The sequence below is a fragment of the Paenibacillus sp. YSY-4.3 genome (assembly GCF_054767475.1).
Map to the genome: position 1 here is coordinate 1,213,949 of NZ_BAABMC010000001.1, position 19,368 is coordinate 1,233,316.

Below are 19,368 nucleotides of genomic sequence, written 5' to 3' on the forward strand. Positions count from 1 at the left end.
GATGTTTATGATGAAATGGTCAGCTCTTAAGAAACCGATATCGCTCTTAATGAGTGCAGCGCTGTCGCTTTCGATCGTATCGGGCGTGTTTACCGTCCAGTCCAGCAAGGCGTTTGCGGCATCGTCCACCGAGGAAACCCGGTTTCTGCAAATGTATCAGCAGCTTAAAAATCCAACCAATGGCTACTTTTCGCCCGAAGGAATTCCTTATCACTCCATCGAGACTCTGATGAGCGAGGCTCCGGACTATGGGCATATGACGACCTCGGAGGCGTACAGCTATTGGTTGTGGCTCGAGGTGCTGTATGGTCATTACACCGGGGATTGGAGCAAACTTGAAGCGGCGTGGGACAATATGGAGAAGTATATTATCCCGGTGAATGAGGGGGACGGCAAGGAAGAGCAGCCGACGATGAGCTACTACAACCCGAGTAGCCCGGCGACTTATGCCGGGGAATATTCGCAGCCGGATCAGTATCCGAGCCAGCTTAGCGGTCAATATGCCGCAGGAAGGGATCCGCTCGATGCGGAGCTTAAAGCGACGTATGGAAATAACCAGACGTATTTGATGCACTGGCTGCTGGATGTGGACAATTGGTATGGATTCGGCAATTTGCTCAATCCAAACCATACGGCAACTTATGTGAACACGTTCCAGCGGGGTGAGCAGGAGTCGGTATGGGAGGCTGTACCACATCCATCGCAAGACAATAAAACGTTTGGTAAAACAGGGGAAGGCTTCATGACTCTGTTTACGAAGGAGAGCAATGTCCCGGCCGAGCAATGGCGTTATACGAACGCGACCGATGCGGATGCGCGTGCCATTCAAGCGATGTATTGGGCCAAGGAGTTGGGATATAACAATTCCGCATATTTGAACAAGGCCAAAAAAATGGGCGACTACTTGCGTTACGGGATGTACGATAAATACTTCCAGAAAATTGGAAGCGCTTCAAATGGAGCGCCGGCAGCCGGTACCGGCAAGGATGCCAGCCATTATCTCATGGCATGGTATACCGCATGGGGCGGCGGCCTGGGACAAACAGGCAACTGGGCTTGGCGAATCGGAGCGAGCCACGCTCACCAAGGTTATCAGAACGTCGTAGCGGCTTACGCGCTTTCTAATCCAAGCGGCGGCCTGGTGCCGAATTCTCCGACGGCGGGTCAAGACTGGACGACTTCACTGAAACGTCAATTGGAATTCTATACTTGGCTGCAATCCGCGGAAGGAGCGATTGCGGGCGGAGCGACTAACAGCTGGGACGGATCATATAAAGCTTATCCTGCTGGCAAGAGCACTTTCTACGGCCTGGCTTATGATGATGCGCCTGTTTACCATGATCCGCCATCCAATAATTGGTTCGGCATGCAGGCTTGGCCAGTAGAGCGGATCGCAGAACTGTACTATATTTTGGCATCGAATGGAGATACCTCTTCGGAAAACTTCCAAATGGCTAAACAGGTCATACAGAATTGGATCGACTGGTCTATGGACTATGTCTTTGCTAACCAACGTCCGGTAACCGATTCTGAAGGCTACTATCTGGATAGCCAGGGCAATCGTGTACTTGGAGGTAATAATCCGGCAATTGCCACGGTTTCGGCTCCTGGGGAGTTCTGGGTTCCAAGCAATCTGGAATGGTCCGGACAGCCGGCAACTTGGAACGGCTTCGGCAGCCACAACGGCAATCCGAACTTGCGCGTGGTAACGAAGAACCCGGGGCAAGATGCTGGCGTGCTTGGAAGCTATATCAAAGCGCTGACTTTCTTTGCGGCTGGAACCAAAGCGGAAACTGGCAGCTACTCTGCGCTGGGCAGCCAGGCAGAACAGTTGGCCAAGGCGCTGCTTGATGCCGCTTGGGGATACAATGACGGCATCGGAATCACAACCGTTGAGCCGCGCGAGGACTACTACCGTTACTTCACGAAGGAAATTTATTTCCCTAACGGCTGGACGGGTCTGTTCGGCCAAGGCAACACCATCCCGGGATCGTCCACGGTGCCATCCGACCCGGCTAAGGGAGGCAACGGTGTTTATGCCAGCTATACCGATGTAAGACCAGCTATTAAGAATGATCCTCAGTGGCAGTATTTAGAGAATAAATACAATACTTCTTGGAACTCGCAAACGAAGAAATGGACGAATGGAGCTCCAGAGTTCACTTATCACCGTTTCTGGTCTCAAGTCGATATGGCTACAGCCTATGCCGAATACGATCGTCTGATCAACAGCAATCAAGGCGGGCCGGTAGATCCAGTAGCGCCAAAAGCTCCATCCAAGCCAAACGCAGTGGCTGGCGACGCAGTAGTCAATCTGTCCTGGAACAGTGTGAACGGCGCTACCAGCTATACGGTGAAGCGGGCAACGACAAGCGGCGGTCCATATACGACGCTAGGCACTACGGCGCAAGCAGCCTATACCGATTCCAACGTAGTCAACGGCACGACATATTACTATGTAGTCAGCGCATCCAACAGCGTTGGGGAGAGTCCTAACTCGCCGGAGGCAAGCGCCAAGCCTGCATCCACTCCAGTGCCGGTGCAAGGCAATTTGAAGCTTGAATACCGCACGAATGACACGAATCCGGGAGACAACCAATTCCGGCCGCAGTTCCGCATTGTGAATACTGGGGACACTGCCGTATCGTTAAGCAATGTGAAGATTCGCTATTATTACACCATTGACGGTGATAAGCCGCAGCAATTCAATTGCGACTACGCCGCCATCGGCAGCGGCAACTTGAGCGGAACCTTCGTCAAGCTGCCTTCGGCCAAGCCGGGAGCCGATTATTATTTGGAAATTTCGTTCGGAACTGGTGCAGGCAGCTTGGCACCGGGTGCGAATACCGGCGAAATTCAGGTGCGGGTCAATAAGACGGATTGGTCCAACTATAATGAATCGGATGACTACTCGTATGATGCCACTAAGACCAATTTTGCCAGCTGGGAGAAGGCGACTTTGCACTTGAACGGAAATCTGGTATGGGGTCTTGAGCCTTAATTGCAACAGAGCATAGCCAGCGCCCAACTTGCTGATCCTGGCAAGTTGGGCGCTTTTCCTGTTGTTTTTAATTTTTGCGGTCTTAGTCACTTCAAGGTCTGAATTGTGATAAAATCCTATTGAAGAAGCAGGAGGCTGATGCATCGTTATGACATTTATCCGCAAGCTTTTCGTGTTTGCTTGGCTTCAAGCGCTATCCTGCATATTTCCGCTAATGATCTTCGGAGCCCTCGCCCTGACGAAAGCGGTCCAGCTGCCGATCCTTCCGAGATATGACTGGATTTTGCTGATTTGCTTGCTCGCTCAGGCAGGAATGATCATCAGCAAGCTGGAAACGCTGGATGAGCTGAAGGTCATTTGCATGTTCCACGTGATTGGCCTTGCTCTCGAAATATTCAAAGTTCATATGGGCTCGTGGTCCTACCCAGAACCCGCATGGAACAAAGTGTTTGGCGTTCCGCTATACAGCGGATTTATGTATGCCAGTGTCGCCAGCTACATTTGCCAAGCTTGGAGACGGCTGCAGCTGCAAATTACGGGCTGGCCGAAATCGGTTTACGCCGTTGCCGTCAGTACGGCAATTTATCTCAATTTTTTCACGCATCATTTTATCGGGGATTATCGCTGGATACTCATGCTGCTCCTAATCGCAGTATTTTTCCGCTGCACGGTTTATTTTACGCTAGAAGAGCGGACTTTCCGCATGCCGCTGCTGCTGTCATTTCTGCTTATCGGCTTCTTTATCTGGATTGCTGAGAATGTAACCACCTTCCTTGGAGCCTGGAAATACCCGAATCAGGAAGAAGTATGGCAGCTCGTTCACATCGGAAAAATCAGCTCATGGCTACTGCTCGTTGTGATCAGCATCATCATCGTTGCACAACTGAAGCATGTTAAAATGGGAAGGACAGACGCCCCGCAAGGCGTGCCAACAAAAAAATGGGAGAGTCGTACATGAACAACTCAAAGGGGATTTTCTATTACATTGCGTGGATGATCGGCGTCTGTTTGCTTATTTACTATAGCGGCAGCTTCTTCGCCATGATGGAACATCAGCGGGCGATTCTTTACAAGACCGACAATACACTGCTGGCCAACATGATTTATGCCTTCGTATTCGGCTTGTATTTAAGTTTGCTCAACGGGTGGCCGTCCCGGCGAAAAATGAATAAACCGCTGTTTTTCGGCGTGTTTCTGCCATGCTTTTTGATTTGGATTTATCCAATTGCCTCTTCATATATTAAAATTATCGCGATTGCCGAATACTTTCATTTGGTTCAGGAGCGTGAATTTTTCTTTTTCGGTCTTATGTGCGGATTAACGCTGATGAAGAGCTTCTTTACGACCCGTTAATTTAAAGGAGGCTGCACTCGTTATGTCATTTGCCAATCTCGTCGTATTAGTCACTGGTGCTGCACAGGGAATTGGCCGTGGAGTTGCGGAAGCTTACGCTCGCCGCGGGGCTGCAGTAATCATGGCGGATCTGCAATCTTCAGTCGGGGAGCAATCGGCTGACGCTATTAATCAGGCAGGGGGACAAGCTGAATTCATCGTCTGTGATGTCCGCAGCGAACGGGACATTTTCGGCATACTGGAACATATTGAACGTACATATGGCAGAATTGATATCGTCATTAACAATGCAGGGGTGTCCCGGTTCAAATCACCCTTTGAGCTGACGGTGGATGAATGGGATGATGTGCTGAATACAAATGTGCGAAGCTGCTTTCTCGTGACGCGGGAGGCGGCCAAATTGATGAAAAAGCGAGGCGGAGGTTCAGTCGTCAATATTTCCTCGACTCGCTCCTTGATGTCCGAGCCCAACTCCGAGGCGTATGCCGCCTCGAAGGGAGCTATCGTATCCCTAAGCCATGCGATGGCTGTGTCGCTTGGTACTGAAGGGATACGAGTGAATTGCATTAGCCCCGGATGGATTGAGACGGGAGACTACGAAGGGCTGCGAGAGATTGATCATAGCCAGCATCCGGCCGGCCGTGTAGGTAAACCAGAGGATATCGCCCGGGCCTGTCTCTATTTAACAGATCCGGACAACGATTTCGTCACTGGCATCCATCTCGTTGTCGACGGCGGGATGACCAGGAAAATGATCTATGAAGAATAAACGAGCATTTGCGTGAGAATACCTGCTGCGGCGCCAGCGATGACTGCGCACCATGGAGGCAGCTTCCAGATTACCAGCATAGCGAAAAGGCAGAGCACGATAACGAAATCAGTCGCATTGCTAACAGTGCCGATCCAAATGGGATCGTACAGCGCGGCCAGCAATATTCCTACCACTGCAGCATGAATGCCCTGCAGCGCTCGTTGCATAGCTATGCTGCTGCTCAGCCGATCCCATAGGGGCAGAACGCCGGCGACCAGCAGAAAGGCTGGCAGAAAAATGGCGATTGTTGCTATGGCCAAGCCAGGCACTCCTCCATATATTGCGCCTAAATAGGAGGCAAAGGTAAAGAGGGGCCCAGGAACGGCCTGAGCGGCACCGTATCCTGCGATGAAATCGGACTGACTAACCCAACCGTGCGCGACGACTTCTTCTTGCAGCAGTGGAAGCACCACATGTCCTCCGCCGAAGACGAGGGAACCGGCCCGGTAGAAGCCGTCGATCAGGGAGAGCCATCCGCTGCTTGACCATTGGTTGAGCATGGGGAGCAGCAAGAGCAATGTGAAATAGAGTCCTATATAGATTATGGACTGCCTGTAGCTGGGAGCCTTTCGCCATTTAGCCGCAGCTACAGGATTGATAGATTCCGCAGTCGTCTCATGGCGATGCAGGAAGAGCCCCAGCAGTGCCGCAGCCGTGATGACGCCTACTTGGCTAAATGTGCCCGGCCAGAGCAGCGCAACACCTGCTGCGCCGAGAGCAATGGCAGCCTGCTTCCGGGTTGCGGCTAGTTTTACACCCATGCTCCACACGGCTTGGGCGACGATTGCTACAGCGGTCAGCTTCAATCCATGCAGCCATAGTGCTTCACTAACATTCATGCGCTGTACAGCAATAGCGAACAGTCCTAACAGCAGGACGGAAGGCAGCGTAAATCCAATCCAGGCTGCAATGGCTCCCATAAGCCCGGCGCAGCGCAGGCCGATTCCGATCCCAACTTGGCTGCTGGCCGGTCCGGGTAGGAACTGGCATAAGGCGACCAAATCGGCGTAGGCCTTCTCCTCGATCCATTTGCGGCGGACGACGTATTCCTGATGGAAATAACCCAGATGGGCAACGGGGCCGCCAAAGGACGTCAGCCCCAGTTTGATTGAAGCAAGGAAAATATCAAGAACGGTTATGCGAGGTGGAGACTGGACGGCAGTCTCTTTTTTTGCAGCAATTTTTGAATTCATAGCAAGTCATGTTCCTTTCAGCGTGTTGGATACCTAGAGAAACCGGCCCATTTTATCCGTTCGTCTACATTATCATAGTTCTGTTAACCTAGCGTAAAATACGGGAAATCTCTGTGTACGGGGGCTAGTTTATTTGCCGGGTAAAAAAAGATATACTGGATAGCATGATGATATAAAAGGGGGACTTACCGCAATGCAGGAAATTGCTGTCTACAAATCCATCGCGCTCGATATTGCTCAAAGAATTGTCAGCGGGGAACTGGCTGTCCATAGCAAAATATCGGGGCGTTCCTTGTTGGCGGCTCAATATCATGTCTCTCCCGAAACGATACGAAAGGCGATCGGGCTGCTCAAGGATGAGGGAATCGTCTCGGTTTCGCAGGGCAAAGAGATCGTCGTTATTTCCGATCAGAAAGCCGAGGAATATTTGGCGAGCAGCAATTATTTGAAATCGGCTTATTCATTAAAGCGGGATTTGGAGCAGCTGATGGCGGAGAAAAAAGAAGTGGATCGCAGATTTGAGGTACTGCTGAACAAAATTACGAAGGCCTCGGATCGGCTGCAAAACCTGACTCCGTATAACCCGATGGAAACTCAGATTAAGGAAGGATCCCATGCGGTTGGGAAAACAATCGGCAATCTGCAATTTTGGCAAAATACCGGAGCAACCGTGATTGCACTGCGCAGAGGTACGAGAATTTCTATATCTCCCGGGCCGCATGTTATTTTGCGGGAGAACGATACGCTTGTATTTGTGGGAGATCCGAAAATTTACGAAAAGACCGAGCGGTTTGTCAATCAAATCAGCGAGTAATACATAGATGAAAGAGGTTGTTCCTAGGCTAGATATGCCAGGACAGCCTCTTTTTTTGCTGTGGGGAGTCCATTTTTTAACATACAACTTATATGTATATACAAGGTTGTCAGTTATTCGAGGGTTTGGTATAGTAATACCTATTGGTGCTTCAAGCATAGTAGTAAAAAACTATCAATAAAGCTGATTCAAGTCATATTGGGGGGAGAAGAAAAATAAATCTTAAGCACAAAGGAGGCAGAAATGCTGAAATTTGAACAAGTAAGCAAGACATATGCAAACGGCCACCAGGCGGTAAAAAATATCAGTTTCGAGGTGGAAGCGGGTGAGATTCTGGTGCTGATCGGTCCCAGCGGATGCGGGAAAACGACATCCATGAAGATGATTAATCGCCTGATTCCGCATACCTCGGGCAAAATATACGTGCAAGGCAAAGACATCACGCAGGAAAACCCCGTAACACTGCGCAAGAACATTGGTTACGTCATTCAGCAAATCGGACTGTTCCCTCACTACACCATCGAAGACAACGTAGGTTTAATCCCTGAATTAAAAGGATGGGCCACGGACAAAAAGAAAGCACGGATCGGCGAAATGCTCCGCTTGGTCGGGCTCGACCCGGAAATTTATGCGAAGCGCTATCCCAAACAACTATCCGGTGGCCAGCAGCAGCGGGTCGGCGTAGCAAGGGCATTAGCTGCCGACCCGGATATTATCTTGATGGATGAGCCATTTGGCGCCCTTGATCCGATCACCCGGGAGCAACTGCAGGATGAGCTATTACGACTCCAGCAGGAGGTAAAAAAGACGATTGTATTCGTCACGCATGATATGGAAGAAGCGCTCAAGCTCGGCGACAAGATCGCGATTTTACGAGATGGCGAGCTGGTACAGATGGATACCCCTGAGCAAATTTTAAGTCATCCGGCTGATGAGTTCGTAGAAGGCTTCGTCGGGAAAAATCGCCTTTATCAAAATCCCGAATATATTCCGATTACGGAGGTTATGCGGGATAACCCTTCAACTTCACTGCCAGGCCGTAGTCCTAGCAGAGCGCTTACCTTCATGCGCCAGAGGAGGACGGATACGCTGCTCGTCAGCGATGAAGCGGGCAAACTGCTGGGCATCGTCTCGGCTTATGATGTATCGGCTCAGATGGATAGCTCGGTAACCATCGGGGAGATCATGCAATCCCCTCAAGCTGTACTCCAGGATACGGCGACAGCGAGGGATGCGCTTGCACTCATTACACAAGCGCCTTTTGGCATCATCCCTGTCGTGACGGAGGCCGGAATAATCACGGGCATCGTAACCCGAAGCAGCTTGTTAACGGCGTTTGCCGCTCAGTGGGTAGGAGGTGAGGAGGAAGTATGAGAGATAAGTCGTTATGGGAGCAGCTGATTCATCAATTCGACATGCGTAAGGGTGAATTGGCGCAGTCTTTATTGGTACACATCGAACTCGTATTTCTATCGATGCTGCTAGCGATCGTCGTCGGTATCTCCTTAGGCATTATGATTACTAGAGTCAAGTCTCTTAAAGGTGTTACTTTGGGTGCTGCCGGGGTTCTGCAGACCATCCCCAGCCTCGCGATGCTAGGCTTCATGATTCCGCTGTTCGGCATCGGCATGAAGACGGCCGTGGCAGCATTGTTTCTATATTCATTGCTGCCGATTATCCGCAACACGTACACGGGAATTACCGATGTGGACAAGTCGATTGTGGAAGCGGCACGCGGCATGGGCATGAAGCAATGGCAAATTCTATTCCGCGTTCAGCTGCCGCTGGCCTTGAACGTCATTATGGCTGGCATACGAACGGCTGCAGTGATCAATGTAGGGACGGCAACGCTGGCTTCTTTTATCGGAGCAGGAGGACTAGGAGAATATATCTTTCTTGGTATCCAGCGCAACATTGAGGCGCTGACCTTGCTCGGTGCAATTCCTGCAGCTGTTCTCGCCCTGATTATGGATTATTTGCTTGGTCTGCTCGAGAGGGCGACGACTCCAAAAGGCTTGAAAGTGTGAATGGATCAGGCTAATTAGAGCCTGACTTCCTAAAGTGCAGGCAGTGGCGTATTTAGCATTTAATTACGGAGGTTCGAACAATTAAAATGAAAATGATGACGATAAGCAAAAAGATGGCGGCTGGTTTGCTGGCGGTAATATTGGCGGCAATGCTTCTGAGTGCGTGCGGGGGCGGAGCAAACAAGGGCTCCGGGGCAGAAAGCACGGGAGAAATTACAATAGGCTCGAAGAATTTCACGGAGAATATGCTGCTTGCCCTGATGATGGCGGAGTTAATCGAAGCCAAGACGGACATTAAGGTGAAGCGGCAGGTTAACCTCGGCGGATCCAACGTCGCTTGGGGCGCACTGAAGAACGGTGAAATTCAGCTGTATCCCGAATATACGGGAACGGTTGTGGCCAATTACTATCAAGAAGAAACGGGAAATTCGGCGGAATCGCTGGCAAGAACGAGAGAACTGCTGACTGATGATGAACTTATCTTTCTGGAGCCGTTCGGCATTAATAATACGTACACGCTGGCGGTAACACGGGAGACTGCAGAGCGGCACAACCTTGAAACCTTCAGCGATTTAGCGAAAGTATCCGAGGATATGATTCTCGGCGTCGAATTTGAATTTCTCGATCGGGACGACGGTTTTCCGGGAATCCAGAAGCTGTACGGCATGAACTTCAAGCAGCAAAAAGGGATGGACCACGGCATTATGTATCAGTCGATCGCTGGCGGAGAGACAGACGTAACGAATGCTTATGCCACCGATGCGCAAATCAAGGTGCATGATCTGGTCATTTTGCAGGATGATAAGGAATTTTTCCCACCATATGACGCAGGGCCAATTATTCGTAAAGCTACCTTGGAGAAGTATCCGGAATTAGAAGAGGTATTGAATCTAATGAGCGGCGTGATCAGCGACGAGGAGATGCAGAAGCTGAATGCGGATGTCGATGTGGAAGGGCTGAAGGAAGAAGAGGTCGCGCGCCAATTTTTGATTGAAAAAGGATTGATAGAAGGCTAGTCGCTGCTGGCGATGAGCGGCAAACGCCGAATGGCTTGGAATCGTAAATATGTATTTGTTTCGCCGAAAAGAAGGTCATGGTCATATAGAGGAATTTCAATAGAGAGAGGCGCCTAATTGGCGCCTTTTTTACTTGTGCGCATGAAACTTACATATAACTAATTGATTATATAACTGACTGATTATATAATTGTTCTAGCTATAAGGAATGCAGGAAGGAGGCTCCCTGTGGAAGAGATCATTCGGGATTTGAAACTACTGGCTGACAGGACTCGTTTGACGCTGTTAGCGATTTTGAGAGAAGGGGAGCATTGCGTATGTGATTTGGTGGATGCTCTGCAGACGACGCAGCCGAATGTCAGTCAGCATTTGCGCAAGCTGAAGGAGGCAGGTCTGGTAGATGAAGATAAACGCGGGTCATGGGTGTATTATGATTTGACGCTGGAGGACAAGCCTCATGTCCAGGCTCTGATGGAGCATGTTCCTATACCTGTGGAACAACTGAAGTGGATTAAGAAATGCTCAGCGAACAACTGCTGCTAATGGAAGAGGAGAACGGATGGTTTACATTGCTTTTAGCATATTCGCGCTTACAATAACCCTGGTCATATGGCAGCCTAAAGGGCTTGGCATCGGCTGGTCGGCGATGGGGGGCGCGATATTTGCATTGATCTTTGGCGTGGTTGGCTTTCAAGACGTGCTTGATGTCACGGCAATCGTGTGGAATGCCACGCTCGCTTTTATTGCGATTATATTGATTTCTATCCTGCTAGACGAAATTGGACTCTTCGAATGGGCTGCGCTGCATATGACCCGGCTGGCGAACGGCAGCGGAAAGTTAATGTTCGTCTATGTCATTCTGCTAGGTGCGCTTGTCGCCGCTTTATTCGCCAATGATGGCGCTGCGCTGATCCTTACACCGATCGTATTGGCTATGGTTAGGGCGCTCAAATTCGAGGACCGCATGGTGCTGCCATTCATTATGGCGAGCGGTTTTATAGCGGACACGGCCTCGCTGCCGCTTATTGTGAGTAATTTGGTCAATATCGTGTCAGCGGATTATTTCGGGATCGGGTTCGGCGCCTATTTTATCAAAATGATCATACCTAATTTATTTTCGATTAGTGCCAGTGTGATCGTGTTGTACCTGTTCTACCGCAAACAAATTCCTGCCCATTATGACGAGGCGCAGTTAAAAAATCCAAAGGATGCGATCCGGGACCCCCATATGTTCCGGTTATCCTGGATCATCCTGCTTCTATTGCTTGCGGCGTATTTATCCAGCGAGTTCATCGGTATTCCTGTATCGGCGGCGGCGGGGGCAGTGGCGGTCATATTTATCATCGCTGCCCGGCGCAGCCCGGCCATACGCACATCCAAAGTCATCAAAGAGGCGCCATGGTCTATTGTCGTTTTCTCCATCGGGATGTATGTCGTCGTATATGGGCTTCGCAATGTCGGATTAACCGATCAGCTTGGAAGCTGGCTACAGGTTATTGCGGATCAAGGGCTATACGCGGCCACATTAGGCATGGGTCTGCTGACGGCGCTGTTGTCGTCCGTGATGAATAATCTGCCTACGGTCATGATTGGCGCATTAGCGATAGATAGTACGAGTACAACGGGTGTCATGAAAGAAGCACTTATTTTTGCAAACGTGATCGGCTCGGATCTCGGGCCGAAAATAACACCAATCGGTTCCTTGGCCACCTTGCTATGGCTGCATGTACTGTCCAAAAAAGGCATCAAGATTACGTGGGGCCAGTATTTCCGGACCGGAATTATTCTGACGATACCAACGCTTGTCATTACGTTAACTGGGCTCTATTTATGGCTGTTATTCATAGGATAGACGATACTGTTGTTAACATTAGAAAGAGGAGTGCTATATGAACAATAAAAAAAGCGTATATTTCCTTTGCACGGGGAATTCTTGCCGGAGCCAGATGGCAGACGGCTGGCTCAAGAAAATCGGGGGCAATCAGTTTGAAGTGTTCAGTGCGGGACTGGAGGCTCACGGGTTGAATCCTCGCGCCGTTCAGGTTATGAACGAGGCAGGAGTGGATATTAGCACTCACCGTTCAGAGGTGATTGATCCGGAAATTCTAAAACGTGCGGATTATATTATTACGTTGTGCAGCCATGCGGACGACCACTGCCCGGCCGTTCCTAACCCGATTGGAGTGAAATGGCACTGGGGATTTGAAGACCCGGCGAAGGCGACAGGAACCGAGGAAGAAATTATGCTGCGCTTTCGGGAAATCAGGGATCAAATCAAGGCCCGCATTGAACAATTTGTTGTGGATGGCCGATAATATACGAAATATGACGTTAGTAAAAAAAGATTAAAGGCACCGGAAGGTGCCTTTTTGGTGTAACTTTATAAGGAAAAATGCGTACTACATGGTAAGCGTTATTACAATAACCATTTAGGAGGAACCCATATGCGCATAGGCATTATCGGTCTTGGAGACATTGCGCGCAAAGCGTATTTACCGGTCATAACGGCCATCGAAAATATAGAACTTGTATTGTGTACCCGCAATTCAGAGGTTCTCCGCAAAACAGCAAATCAATATCGCATTCGCGAAACGGCTAATCGACCTGAGCAATTGATCGCTGCCGGGGTAGATGCAGCGTTTATACATACAGCGACGGAATCGCATGCCGAGATCATTGAGCTTTTGATTGGGCATGGCATCCATGTATATGTAGACAAACCTATTTCGTACTGTTACGAGGAATCTGCCAGATTGGTAGAGCTGGCCGAATCTAAGGGAGTTCAACTGATGGTCGGATTCAACCGGAGATATGCCCCGATGTATGCGGCCATGAAGGAATATGACGAGCGGCGTCTTGTTATTATGCAAAAAAATCGCGTGACCTCTCCCGATTTTGCCCGCCGTTTCGTTTTGGATGATTTCATTCATGTAGTTGATACGGTTCGCTTTTTGGCGCCGGGGGAAATTAAGGACACCAAAATCACAACTTATCAGCAGAATGGGAAGCTGTACCATGTTACTCTGCAGCTGGAGGGTGACGGTTTTACAAGCACGGCTATTATGAATCGGGATAATGGAATATCCGAAGAGACGCTGGAAGTGATGAGTCCGGGGAATAAATGGTTTATTGACGGTTTAAATACAACAAGGCATTTTCATGCAGGGAAAGAGCAGCTGATCAAATTTAACGACTGGGATCCGGTGCTTTACCGTAGAGGCTTCCACCAGATCATCGGTCATTTCCTGGATAGTGTACGCAGCAATTCGGAGCTGGGGCTGTCCCCGCGTGATGCGCTTGAAACCCATCGGCTCTGTGAATTAGTCGTTAGACATGCTGAGGAGCATGGTGCTGACATTTGGCATGGTCATGGACATAGTCAGGCGGCGGGCAACTAGGTGATGAAACGAATCGCAACCGTTATTGTATTTATTTTGATAACTGGAAGCTGGGTCGGCAATCTTCTGTTTTACAATGCTTCCCAGCTGCCGGAACCAGTCTTTTTAAAGCATTATTTCGAAGTGCAAGGGGCCCTCGGCCAAATGTTTGAGCTCAAATATTTGGAGAATAAAGCGGCGGATCGGCGGGTAAACGGTCTTTATATTAAAGAGCTTCCCATGTCGAGCGTGACAATCTTTCCAGATCAAATACAATACAACCATCAGAGCATGGGGACAGCACGAGTACAATTTAGTGAAGCGGATTTAGAGGAATTAGATCGCAATAGCCAATCTAATGACGAAGATGATTCTATCACGATTCAACGGGTTCTTGTTTATTACAGTGACGGGTCGCTGGAGGAAGTGGATGTTGGTGAAATCCATGTTATTCCTGACCACAGTGTTGCAGATGAATCCAGTGAACCTGATAGACCTGTATCCAGCAGTTCAAGCGGGTCTTCGTCTGAGCAGTTGGGGTACACCAGCTTTCAAATATTACACCCTATCAAGCTGATAGGGGTACAATCCCGCTATCTGGATTCATTATCCGGCTGGCTGCAGGCTGCTTTGAATAGCACAGCATTAGAGGGCCGTTACGGGCAAGAAAAGGTTGAGGTTGTTTTTAATGATTACGTGTATACAGGAGTTCCTTTTCAAAATATTAAATTCCCCTTGTCTATGACAGCGGGTCAATCTGTCTCTGCCATTTATAAGTTTGACCACTCAGCGAAGACAGCCCCTGCCCTGAAGCTGGCGGTTTATCGTTTTATGATCCATTTGGATTTTGAGGATGAGAGCGGAGCCAAGTATGACTATCCCGTATATATTCAGTATGACCCATATTTGAAAGAGAGTGATGTCAAGGACATTGTCAAAGCAAGGAGGCAAGAGAAATGAAGCCGTATTTTTACCGGATCGGCTGGGGGATAGTGTTCGTCATGATCAACATCCGCATTGGTAGCTTTGATATTCTGCCTGACGTTGTAGGTTACGCCATGATTTTATCCGGTTTGATGGGACTGCAGCGATGGGAGCGGGCTTATGCAGCAGGGAAGTGGGCGGCAAGTGTTCTTGCAATTCTATCCATTGGCCGCTTGTTTCAGACGAATGACTTGCAGTTGTTCTCTAATAATCTCGAGACTTCCATAATTGGCATGTTGTTTATGCTTTTTGAAACTCTACTGCAAATGCTCCTCATTTATTCGATATGCAGAGGTACAGGGAAGCTTGCGGAACATCGAGGGATGAAGGAAATGGCGAGTTCAGCCGCCAGGAGTTGGACTATTTATTTTGTCTGTTCTGCAGCTACCCTGGTTACGATTCCTTTCTTGTTGAATACTTCAGCATCCGGCTTATCCGTATTGCTTCTGCTGACAATGCTCGGCGGGCTGATCAGCATGCTGCTCGTCATTTTGCTTGTTCGCCAGGCAGGGAGGGAACTGCAAGAACCGCTTGATATTTCAATTTGAAAGCGCAATTGGCAGTATATCCGGCCACATTTACACTAGGGAGGAGAGGATGCGGCATGTTTGAGGAGATGAATGAACGTTTAGCCGAACTGAAAGAGAAGGGGCGGAAAAAAGAGAAGTGGGAGAAGCGCCATCAGCAGTTGAAGGAAGAGCTCGCCGTATTGAAGCGTGCGAGAGAGGAGGCTAGCCGGAGACTCGCTGCGGAGGAGAAGGACGTCAGGCAGCTAACCGGCTTGTCCTTGTCCAATTTGCTGTACACGGTTCTCGGCAGCAAGATGGAGAAACTGGATCAGGAGCAGCGCGAGGTGCTCGAAGCCAAGCTGAAATATGATGAAGCGGATCGGGCAGTACAGCATACGGAACAGCAAATCGCCGCTTCCGAAAAGCAGCTGGCGGAAGTTAAATTCTGGAGGCTGGATTATGATCAAGTGTTTGGGGCTAAGGAGCGGCAAGTGCTGCAGGACAATGAAGAGCTGCGGACTTTGGCGGAAGAACAGGCGGCCCTAAGCGTACAGAACAAGGAATTGGAAGAAGCACTGCGGGCGGGGCGCTCGGTCGCGCACGATCTGGATAACGCCGTTGACAAGCTGCGATCGGCCAAAAATTGGGGTACCTATGATATGCTTGGCGGCGGCATGATCTCGACGCATATCAAGCATAGTCGTCTGGATGAGGCGATGAATGATTTGTACCATGCCCAGAACAGCCTTCGGCATTTCGAGAAAGAGCTGCGGGATGTAGGAGAGCAAATGCCGGTCCATATCGAAATCGGCGGATTTCTCAAGTTCTCGGATTATTTTTTTGACGGCTTCATTATGGATTGGATCGTTCAAGGGAAAATTAGCGAAATGTTGAGACAAGTGGAGAGCAAGCAATCGGAGGTAAGCAGAATACTGTCGGATCTAGCTGTATTGCAGCGCAGAGTCGAGACAGAGCTTACTTCCTTGCGGCGGAAATATGTCCAGACCGTTGAGCAATATATGTAGCTATATATAGGACCGCGATCGCAACAGAAGCGATACGCGGTCCTTTAATTATTGGCTAGTGCCTAGGCCTGCAAATCAATTTCAAAAGTAGTGATCTCATAAGGTTCAAGAACAAAATTGATGCTGGACTGATGCTGCCATTCGCCCTCCGGTTGCTCCATCAGGTTGCATATTCTCCATGCTGCGAGCGTAAGATCGCTTTCGAGCGTCAGTGCATTTCGGCTGCCGGAGAAATCATGAACCCGGACAATTACGGTATTGCGATCCTCCGATTTTTTTACCGCGGAGATCATTGCCGTACTGCTGGACAGCTTGAACAATGATCTTGCCGGAGCATCCGCGGAGCCTTCCGTATAGCGAAGCGGGTTATTCAGGTCCCAGGCATGGCGTACGGTATCACCGTGCAGCCAGTCGCCCTGATGCGGGAACAAGGAGTAGGTGAAGCGATGATGTCCTTGGTCCGCTTCAATATCCGGATGAATGGCGCATTTAATCAGCGATAGCCGCAGTACGTTGTCCTTAATATCGTAGCCGTATTTGCAATCATTCATAAGACTTACGCCATACCCTCTATCGGACAGGTCCGCCCATTGATGGCCAACGGTTTCAAAACGGGCCATATCCCAGCTTGTGTTCCAGTGGGTCGGACGCTTCACATTTCCGTATTGGATATCATAGGTCGCTTCGGTCGAGCGTACGTTTACAGGAAAAGCAACCTTAAGCAATTGCTGACGCTCATGCCAATCCGCTTCCGTTACGAAGTCAATGCGGCGGTTGTCACTGTACATAACCATGTCCTGCTTCAGTGTTGATTTGCCATATTTCCAGTTGAAGCGAATGACGGTGCGCAGCGCGCCTGACTCGATGACCTCGACGCCTTGCAAATCATTCAATTCCTTGGACTTCTGTTGATAGAAAATATCAATATCCCAAGCTTCATGTGCCAGTGGTTTGTCTTCAAACAGTTGGAACACGTTGCCGCGTGCACCGCTCGCCAGAACCTCGCGCTGTTCCTCCAGATCGAAAATAGAGGTCAACTGTCCATGCTCATTCCATGCAAGCTCATAGTATGGCGTGACAACCCCGTTATCTTTCAGGATGAAAGGGCTCCGTTGTTCAGAAGCAGGCAAAGCGCTATGGAAATGGATCGTTGTGTGTCCAAGCGAAGGGATATCCTCTACCATGATAACCCAGGTGTCCTGTGAACGCTGTGCAGCAAGGGATCGTCCTTCATAATCCTGCCAGACGCCTTGCTCCAATCCCTCAGTCACCGGAATTTCAACGAGCCCGCTCCAAGCCCAGGGGGAGGAATTCCATACGGTGTATGCATGATTCTTTTCACTGGTTATACCATGCTCAGCTTTATGCCATACACCTCGCCCGATTTGCTCGGCGTCCGCATATTCAATCGTGCTGTCTTCGTACACTTCACGGATCGATGAACCGGGAATGATGTCGTGAAATTGATTGCGCAGAATGATTTTCCAGCCATCATTCAGCGCCTGGCCGCTGTACAGCTCCCAATCCTTGCTCAATACACTGTTCATGACACTCAGCCACTCCGCATCACGATACAGCAGTTCCAGCTTCCGGTTCATTCGTTTGTTGTACGCTTGGCTCGTATATGTGCCGCGATGGTATTCCAAATACAGCTCGCCATCCCATGTATGCACATAGCTGTCGGTTTGCTCAACCGTCTTATTCAATTCCCGGAAAAAATCATCGGCTCTGCCTGTTTTCAGCTTCGGCATTCCCGGAATCCGATCCAGTCTGCGGCGCATTTCCAGCATTTCACGGTTCACACCGCCGCCGCCGTCGCCATAGCCATACGACAGAAGCAGCTTCTGATTCATCTCTTTGTCGCGATAGGCGTCCCAGCTTCCTTTAACGGTCTTCGGGATGATCTGCCCATTGTAAGTGTAGAACCACGATCCCGGCTGCGACCACGGCTCAGTCGTCGTGATGAAGTGAGTCAGCACCTCCGTACCGTCGATTCCGCGCCAATGGAAAGTGTCGTGCGGCATCCGATTATATTGATTCCAGCTGATTTTCGTCGTCATGAACGTCCGAATGCCAGACTTTTGTAAAATTTGCGGCAGGGACCAGCTATAGCCAAACACATCCGGCAGCCACAAGTAATCGCAATCGACATCGAATTCTTGCTTCAGAAATCTAGTACCGACCAGCAACTGTCGAACTAGCGACTCTCCCGAGGTCAAGTTGCAGTCTGCTTCCAGCCACATGCCGCCCCCGGCTTCCCAGCGGCCTTCGGCCACCCGGTCTTTAATTTTTTCATAAAGCTCAGGGTAGTCATTCTTGACATACTCGTACAACTGAGGTTGTGTTTGCAGGAAAATATATTCCGGGAACATCTCCATCAAGCGCATCACCGTAGAAAAGGAGCGGGCCGATTTCTCACGGGTGTGCTTGAGCTGCCATAGCCAGGCCACATCGATATGTGTATGTCCGATACAAGTAATTTCCACTGGTGAGGTTTTCTCCATCCGGTTAATCGCTTCCGAGAGATAGTCGCGCGCCTCGTAAACCGACTGATAGAACATTTCCGAGCCCGGTTCGCTCCAGTCGATAAAAGTCAGAGATTTGTCAGCGGATTTCAGCAATTGCGCGCGTTCGGACATATTCTCATCCAGCACTTTCACAGTTTCCGTGACTGCCTTCAGGGTGTAGTAATAATCGTCGGCAATCTCATCCAGCCAGCAAATTTCGGCAAGACGAACGCCATGCGTTTGATTTTTCCGCGGTCCTCCGCCCTCTAACCCCGACCATAAACGGAATAGCAGATGCTGCTTGCTTCCGGATAAATCCGCATTGAAGAATACTTCCATATGATTGGAATCGACGCCTTGATACGGCTTGCCATGCAAATAAAAGAGTGATTCGAACCCGGAGTTGTTGCCAGCACCGGTTTCGCCGAAATCAAAACGTCCAAGCGTTTTTTTACCAGCCCAGACCGATGGAATTTCCACATCCGCAGACAACCATAAGTACAAATCGCGGCCGCTCCAGGTATCGCCGACGTTCATGACAGACCAGGAGTCGTCGACCCCTGGCAGTGCGGGATTAATCTCTTTGCGATGATCTTCTAAACTGAGAAAAGACGGGATGGATATGGCATCGCGGTAGCGATAGCCTGACAATTCATGAAGGCGCGATTGGAGTTTGTGCTCTGTCAAAAACATAGGAAAGTTACCCCCTTGTAGTATTGTGGGGGCAAGTGTATAAGAAGAACCTTGATAT

The 19,368-nt window shown here is 49.7% G+C and carries 17 protein-coding genes; 15 read left to right on the top strand and 2 right to left on the bottom strand.

Annotation, left to right across the window (positions count from 1 at the left end; translation table 11 throughout):
- The first annotated feature begins 10 nt into the window (after positions 1–10).
- The 4 genes from ACYUJT_RS05690 to ACYUJT_RS05705 all read left to right on the top strand — a co-directional run bounded on the left by ACYUJT_RS05690 (position 11) and on the right by ACYUJT_RS05705 (position 5,123).
- Positions 11–3,001, top strand: a complete 2,991-nt coding sequence (locus tag ACYUJT_RS05690) for a glycoside hydrolase family 48 protein (RefSeq protein ID WP_460319790.1) — start codon at positions 11–13, stop codon at positions 2,999–3,001.
- Positions 3,002–3,149: 148 nt separating this feature from the next.
- The gene (locus tag ACYUJT_RS05695) at positions 3,150–3,959 is read left to right on the top strand and encodes a DUF817 domain-containing protein (RefSeq protein ID WP_460319427.1); all 810 of its coding nucleotides are present in this window, start codon (positions 3,150–3,152) and stop codon (positions 3,957–3,959) included.
- A complete protein-coding gene (locus ACYUJT_RS05700; RefSeq protein ID WP_460319428.1) occupies positions 3,956–4,354 on the top strand; it encodes a hypothetical protein in 399 nt (132 codons plus the stop codon). The genes ACYUJT_RS05695 and ACYUJT_RS05700 overlap by 4 nt, the downstream gene beginning before the upstream one ends.
- Before the next feature lie 22 nt (positions 4,355–4,376).
- Positions 4,377–5,123, top strand: coding sequence for an SDR family NAD(P)-dependent oxidoreductase (locus tag ACYUJT_RS05705; RefSeq protein ID WP_460319430.1), 747 nt, complete (start codon positions 4,377–4,379; stop codon positions 5,121–5,123).
- On the opposite strand, the gene ACYUJT_RS05710 is transcribed toward ACYUJT_RS05705, so the two are convergent.
- Positions 5,111–6,358, bottom strand: coding sequence for a chromate transporter (locus tag ACYUJT_RS05710; RefSeq protein ID WP_460319431.1), 1,248 nt, complete (start codon positions 6,356–6,358; stop codon positions 5,111–5,113). The two genes, ACYUJT_RS05705 and ACYUJT_RS05710, sit on opposite strands and share 13 nt — an antisense overlap.
- 193 nt (positions 6,359–6,551) lie before the next feature.
- On the opposite strand from ACYUJT_RS05710, the gene ACYUJT_RS05715 reads away from it, so the two are divergent.
- The 11 genes from ACYUJT_RS05715 (at position 6,552) to ACYUJT_RS05765 (ending at position 16,110) form a co-directional block, all read left to right on the top strand.
- Entirely contained in the window at positions 6,552–7,172 is a 621-nt protein-coding gene (locus ACYUJT_RS05715; protein ID WP_460319433.1) for a TrkA C-terminal domain-containing protein, read from the top strand.
- A 243-nt stretch (positions 7,173–7,415) separates the two neighbouring features.
- Positions 7,416–8,546 (top strand): ABC transporter ATP-binding protein, encoded by a 1,131-nt coding sequence (locus tag ACYUJT_RS05720; RefSeq protein ID WP_460319434.1) that lies wholly within the window; start codon positions 7,416–7,418, stop codon positions 8,544–8,546.
- Positions 8,543–9,199, top strand: coding sequence for an ABC transporter permease (locus ACYUJT_RS05725; RefSeq protein WP_460319435.1), 657 nt, complete (start codon positions 8,543–8,545; stop codon positions 9,197–9,199). The genes ACYUJT_RS05720 and ACYUJT_RS05725 overlap by 4 nt, the downstream gene beginning before the upstream one ends.
- Positions 9,200–9,312: 113 nt before the next feature.
- Positions 9,313–10,215 (top strand): glycine betaine ABC transporter substrate-binding protein, encoded by a 903-nt coding sequence (locus ACYUJT_RS05730; RefSeq protein WP_460319436.1) that lies wholly within the window; start codon positions 9,313–9,315, stop codon positions 10,213–10,215.
- A 228-nt stretch (positions 10,216–10,443) separates the two neighbouring features.
- A complete protein-coding gene (locus ACYUJT_RS05735) occupies positions 10,444–10,758 on the top strand; it encodes an ArsR/SmtB family transcription factor (RefSeq protein ID WP_460319437.1) in 315 nt (104 codons plus the stop codon).
- Between the two features lie 16 nt (positions 10,759–10,774).
- Complete coding sequence (locus ACYUJT_RS05740) at positions 10,775–12,067, top strand: arsenic transporter (RefSeq protein WP_460319438.1); 1,293 nt, start codon at positions 10,775–10,777, stop codon at positions 12,065–12,067.
- Positions 12,068–12,104: 37 nt separating this feature from the next.
- The gene (arsC, locus tag ACYUJT_RS05745) at positions 12,105–12,530 is read left to right on the top strand and encodes an arsenate reductase (thioredoxin) (RefSeq protein WP_460319439.1); all 426 of its coding nucleotides are present in this window, start codon (positions 12,105–12,107) and stop codon (positions 12,528–12,530) included.
- A gap of 129 nt (positions 12,531–12,659) precedes the next feature.
- Positions 12,660–13,613, top strand: coding sequence for a Gfo/Idh/MocA family protein (locus tag ACYUJT_RS05750; protein WP_460319440.1), 954 nt, complete (start codon positions 12,660–12,662; stop codon positions 13,611–13,613).
- On the top strand, positions 13,614–14,552 hold the full coding sequence (locus ACYUJT_RS05755; RefSeq protein ID WP_460319441.1) for a hypothetical protein: 939 nt from the start codon (positions 13,614–13,616) through the stop codon (positions 14,550–14,552). It abuts the gene before it with no gap.
- Positions 14,549–15,124 (top strand): hypothetical protein, encoded by a 576-nt coding sequence (locus ACYUJT_RS05760; RefSeq protein ID WP_460319442.1) that lies wholly within the window; start codon positions 14,549–14,551, stop codon positions 15,122–15,124. Before ACYUJT_RS05755 ends, ACYUJT_RS05760 begins: the two co-directional genes overlap by 4 nt.
- A gap of 56 nt (positions 15,125–15,180) precedes the next feature.
- Positions 15,181–16,110 carry a hypothetical protein gene (locus tag ACYUJT_RS05765; RefSeq protein ID WP_460319443.1) on the top strand — a complete coding sequence of 310 codons (930 nt, stop codon included), beginning with the start codon at positions 15,181–15,183 and terminating at the stop codon, positions 16,108–16,110.
- 62 nt (positions 16,111–16,172) lie between these two features.
- Here the strand turns inward: ACYUJT_RS05765 and ACYUJT_RS05770 are convergent, their stop codons facing one another.
- Positions 16,173–19,310, bottom strand: a complete 3,138-nt coding sequence (locus ACYUJT_RS05770; protein WP_460319444.1) for an alpha-mannosidase — start codon at positions 19,308–19,310, stop codon at positions 16,173–16,175.
- Between the last annotated feature and the right edge of the window lie 58 nt (positions 19,311–19,368).

What these genes read in the sequence shown, in the direction of transcription:
- ACYUJT_RS05730 (WP_460319436.1), top strand. Translation starts at nt 9,313, where the DNA reads ATGGCGGCTGGTTTGCTGGCGGTAATATTGGCGGCAATGCTTCTGAGT.
- ACYUJT_RS05720 (WP_460319434.1), top strand. Translation starts at nt 7,416, where the DNA reads ATGCTGAAATTTGAACAAGTAAGCAAGACATATGCAAACGGCCACCAG.
- ACYUJT_RS05715 (WP_460319433.1), top strand. Translation starts at nt 6,552, where the DNA reads ATGCAGGAAATTGCTGTCTACAAATCCATCGCGCTCGATATTGCTCAA.
- ACYUJT_RS05705 (WP_460319430.1), top strand. Translation starts at nt 4,377, where the DNA reads ATGTCATTTGCCAATCTCGTCGTATTAGTCACTGGTGCTGCACAGGGA.
- ACYUJT_RS05765 (WP_460319443.1), top strand. Translation starts at nt 15,181, where the DNA reads ATGTTTGAGGAGATGAATGAACGTTTAGCCGAACTGAAAGAGAAGGGG.
- ACYUJT_RS05690 (WP_460319790.1), top strand. Translation starts at nt 11, where the DNA reads ATGAAATGGTCAGCTCTTAAGAAACCGATATCGCTCTTAATGAGTGCA.
- ACYUJT_RS05710 (WP_460319431.1), bottom strand. Translation starts at nt 6,358, where the DNA reads ATGAATTCAAAAATTGCTGCAAAAAAAGAGACTGCCGTCCAGTCTCCA.
- ACYUJT_RS05750 (WP_460319440.1), top strand. Translation starts at nt 12,660, where the DNA reads ATGCGCATAGGCATTATCGGTCTTGGAGACATTGCGCGCAAAGCGTAT.
- ACYUJT_RS05760 (WP_460319442.1), top strand. Translation starts at nt 14,549, where the DNA reads ATGAAGCCGTATTTTTACCGGATCGGCTGGGGGATAGTGTTCGTCATG.
- ACYUJT_RS05725 (WP_460319435.1), top strand. Translation starts at nt 8,543, where the DNA reads ATGAGAGATAAGTCGTTATGGGAGCAGCTGATTCATCAATTCGACATG.
- ACYUJT_RS05740 (WP_460319438.1), top strand. Translation starts at nt 10,775, where the DNA reads ATGGTTTACATTGCTTTTAGCATATTCGCGCTTACAATAACCCTGGTC.
- arsC (WP_460319439.1), top strand. Translation starts at nt 12,105, where the DNA reads ATGAACAATAAAAAAAGCGTATATTTCCTTTGCACGGGGAATTCTTGC.
- ACYUJT_RS05695 (WP_460319427.1), top strand. Translation starts at nt 3,150, where the DNA reads ATGACATTTATCCGCAAGCTTTTCGTGTTTGCTTGGCTTCAAGCGCTA.
- ACYUJT_RS05700 (WP_460319428.1), top strand. Translation starts at nt 3,956, where the DNA reads ATGAACAACTCAAAGGGGATTTTCTATTACATTGCGTGGATGATCGGC.
- ACYUJT_RS05770 (WP_460319444.1), bottom strand. Translation starts at nt 19,310, where the DNA reads ATGTTTTTGACAGAGCACAAACTCCAATCGCGCCTTCATGAATTGTCA.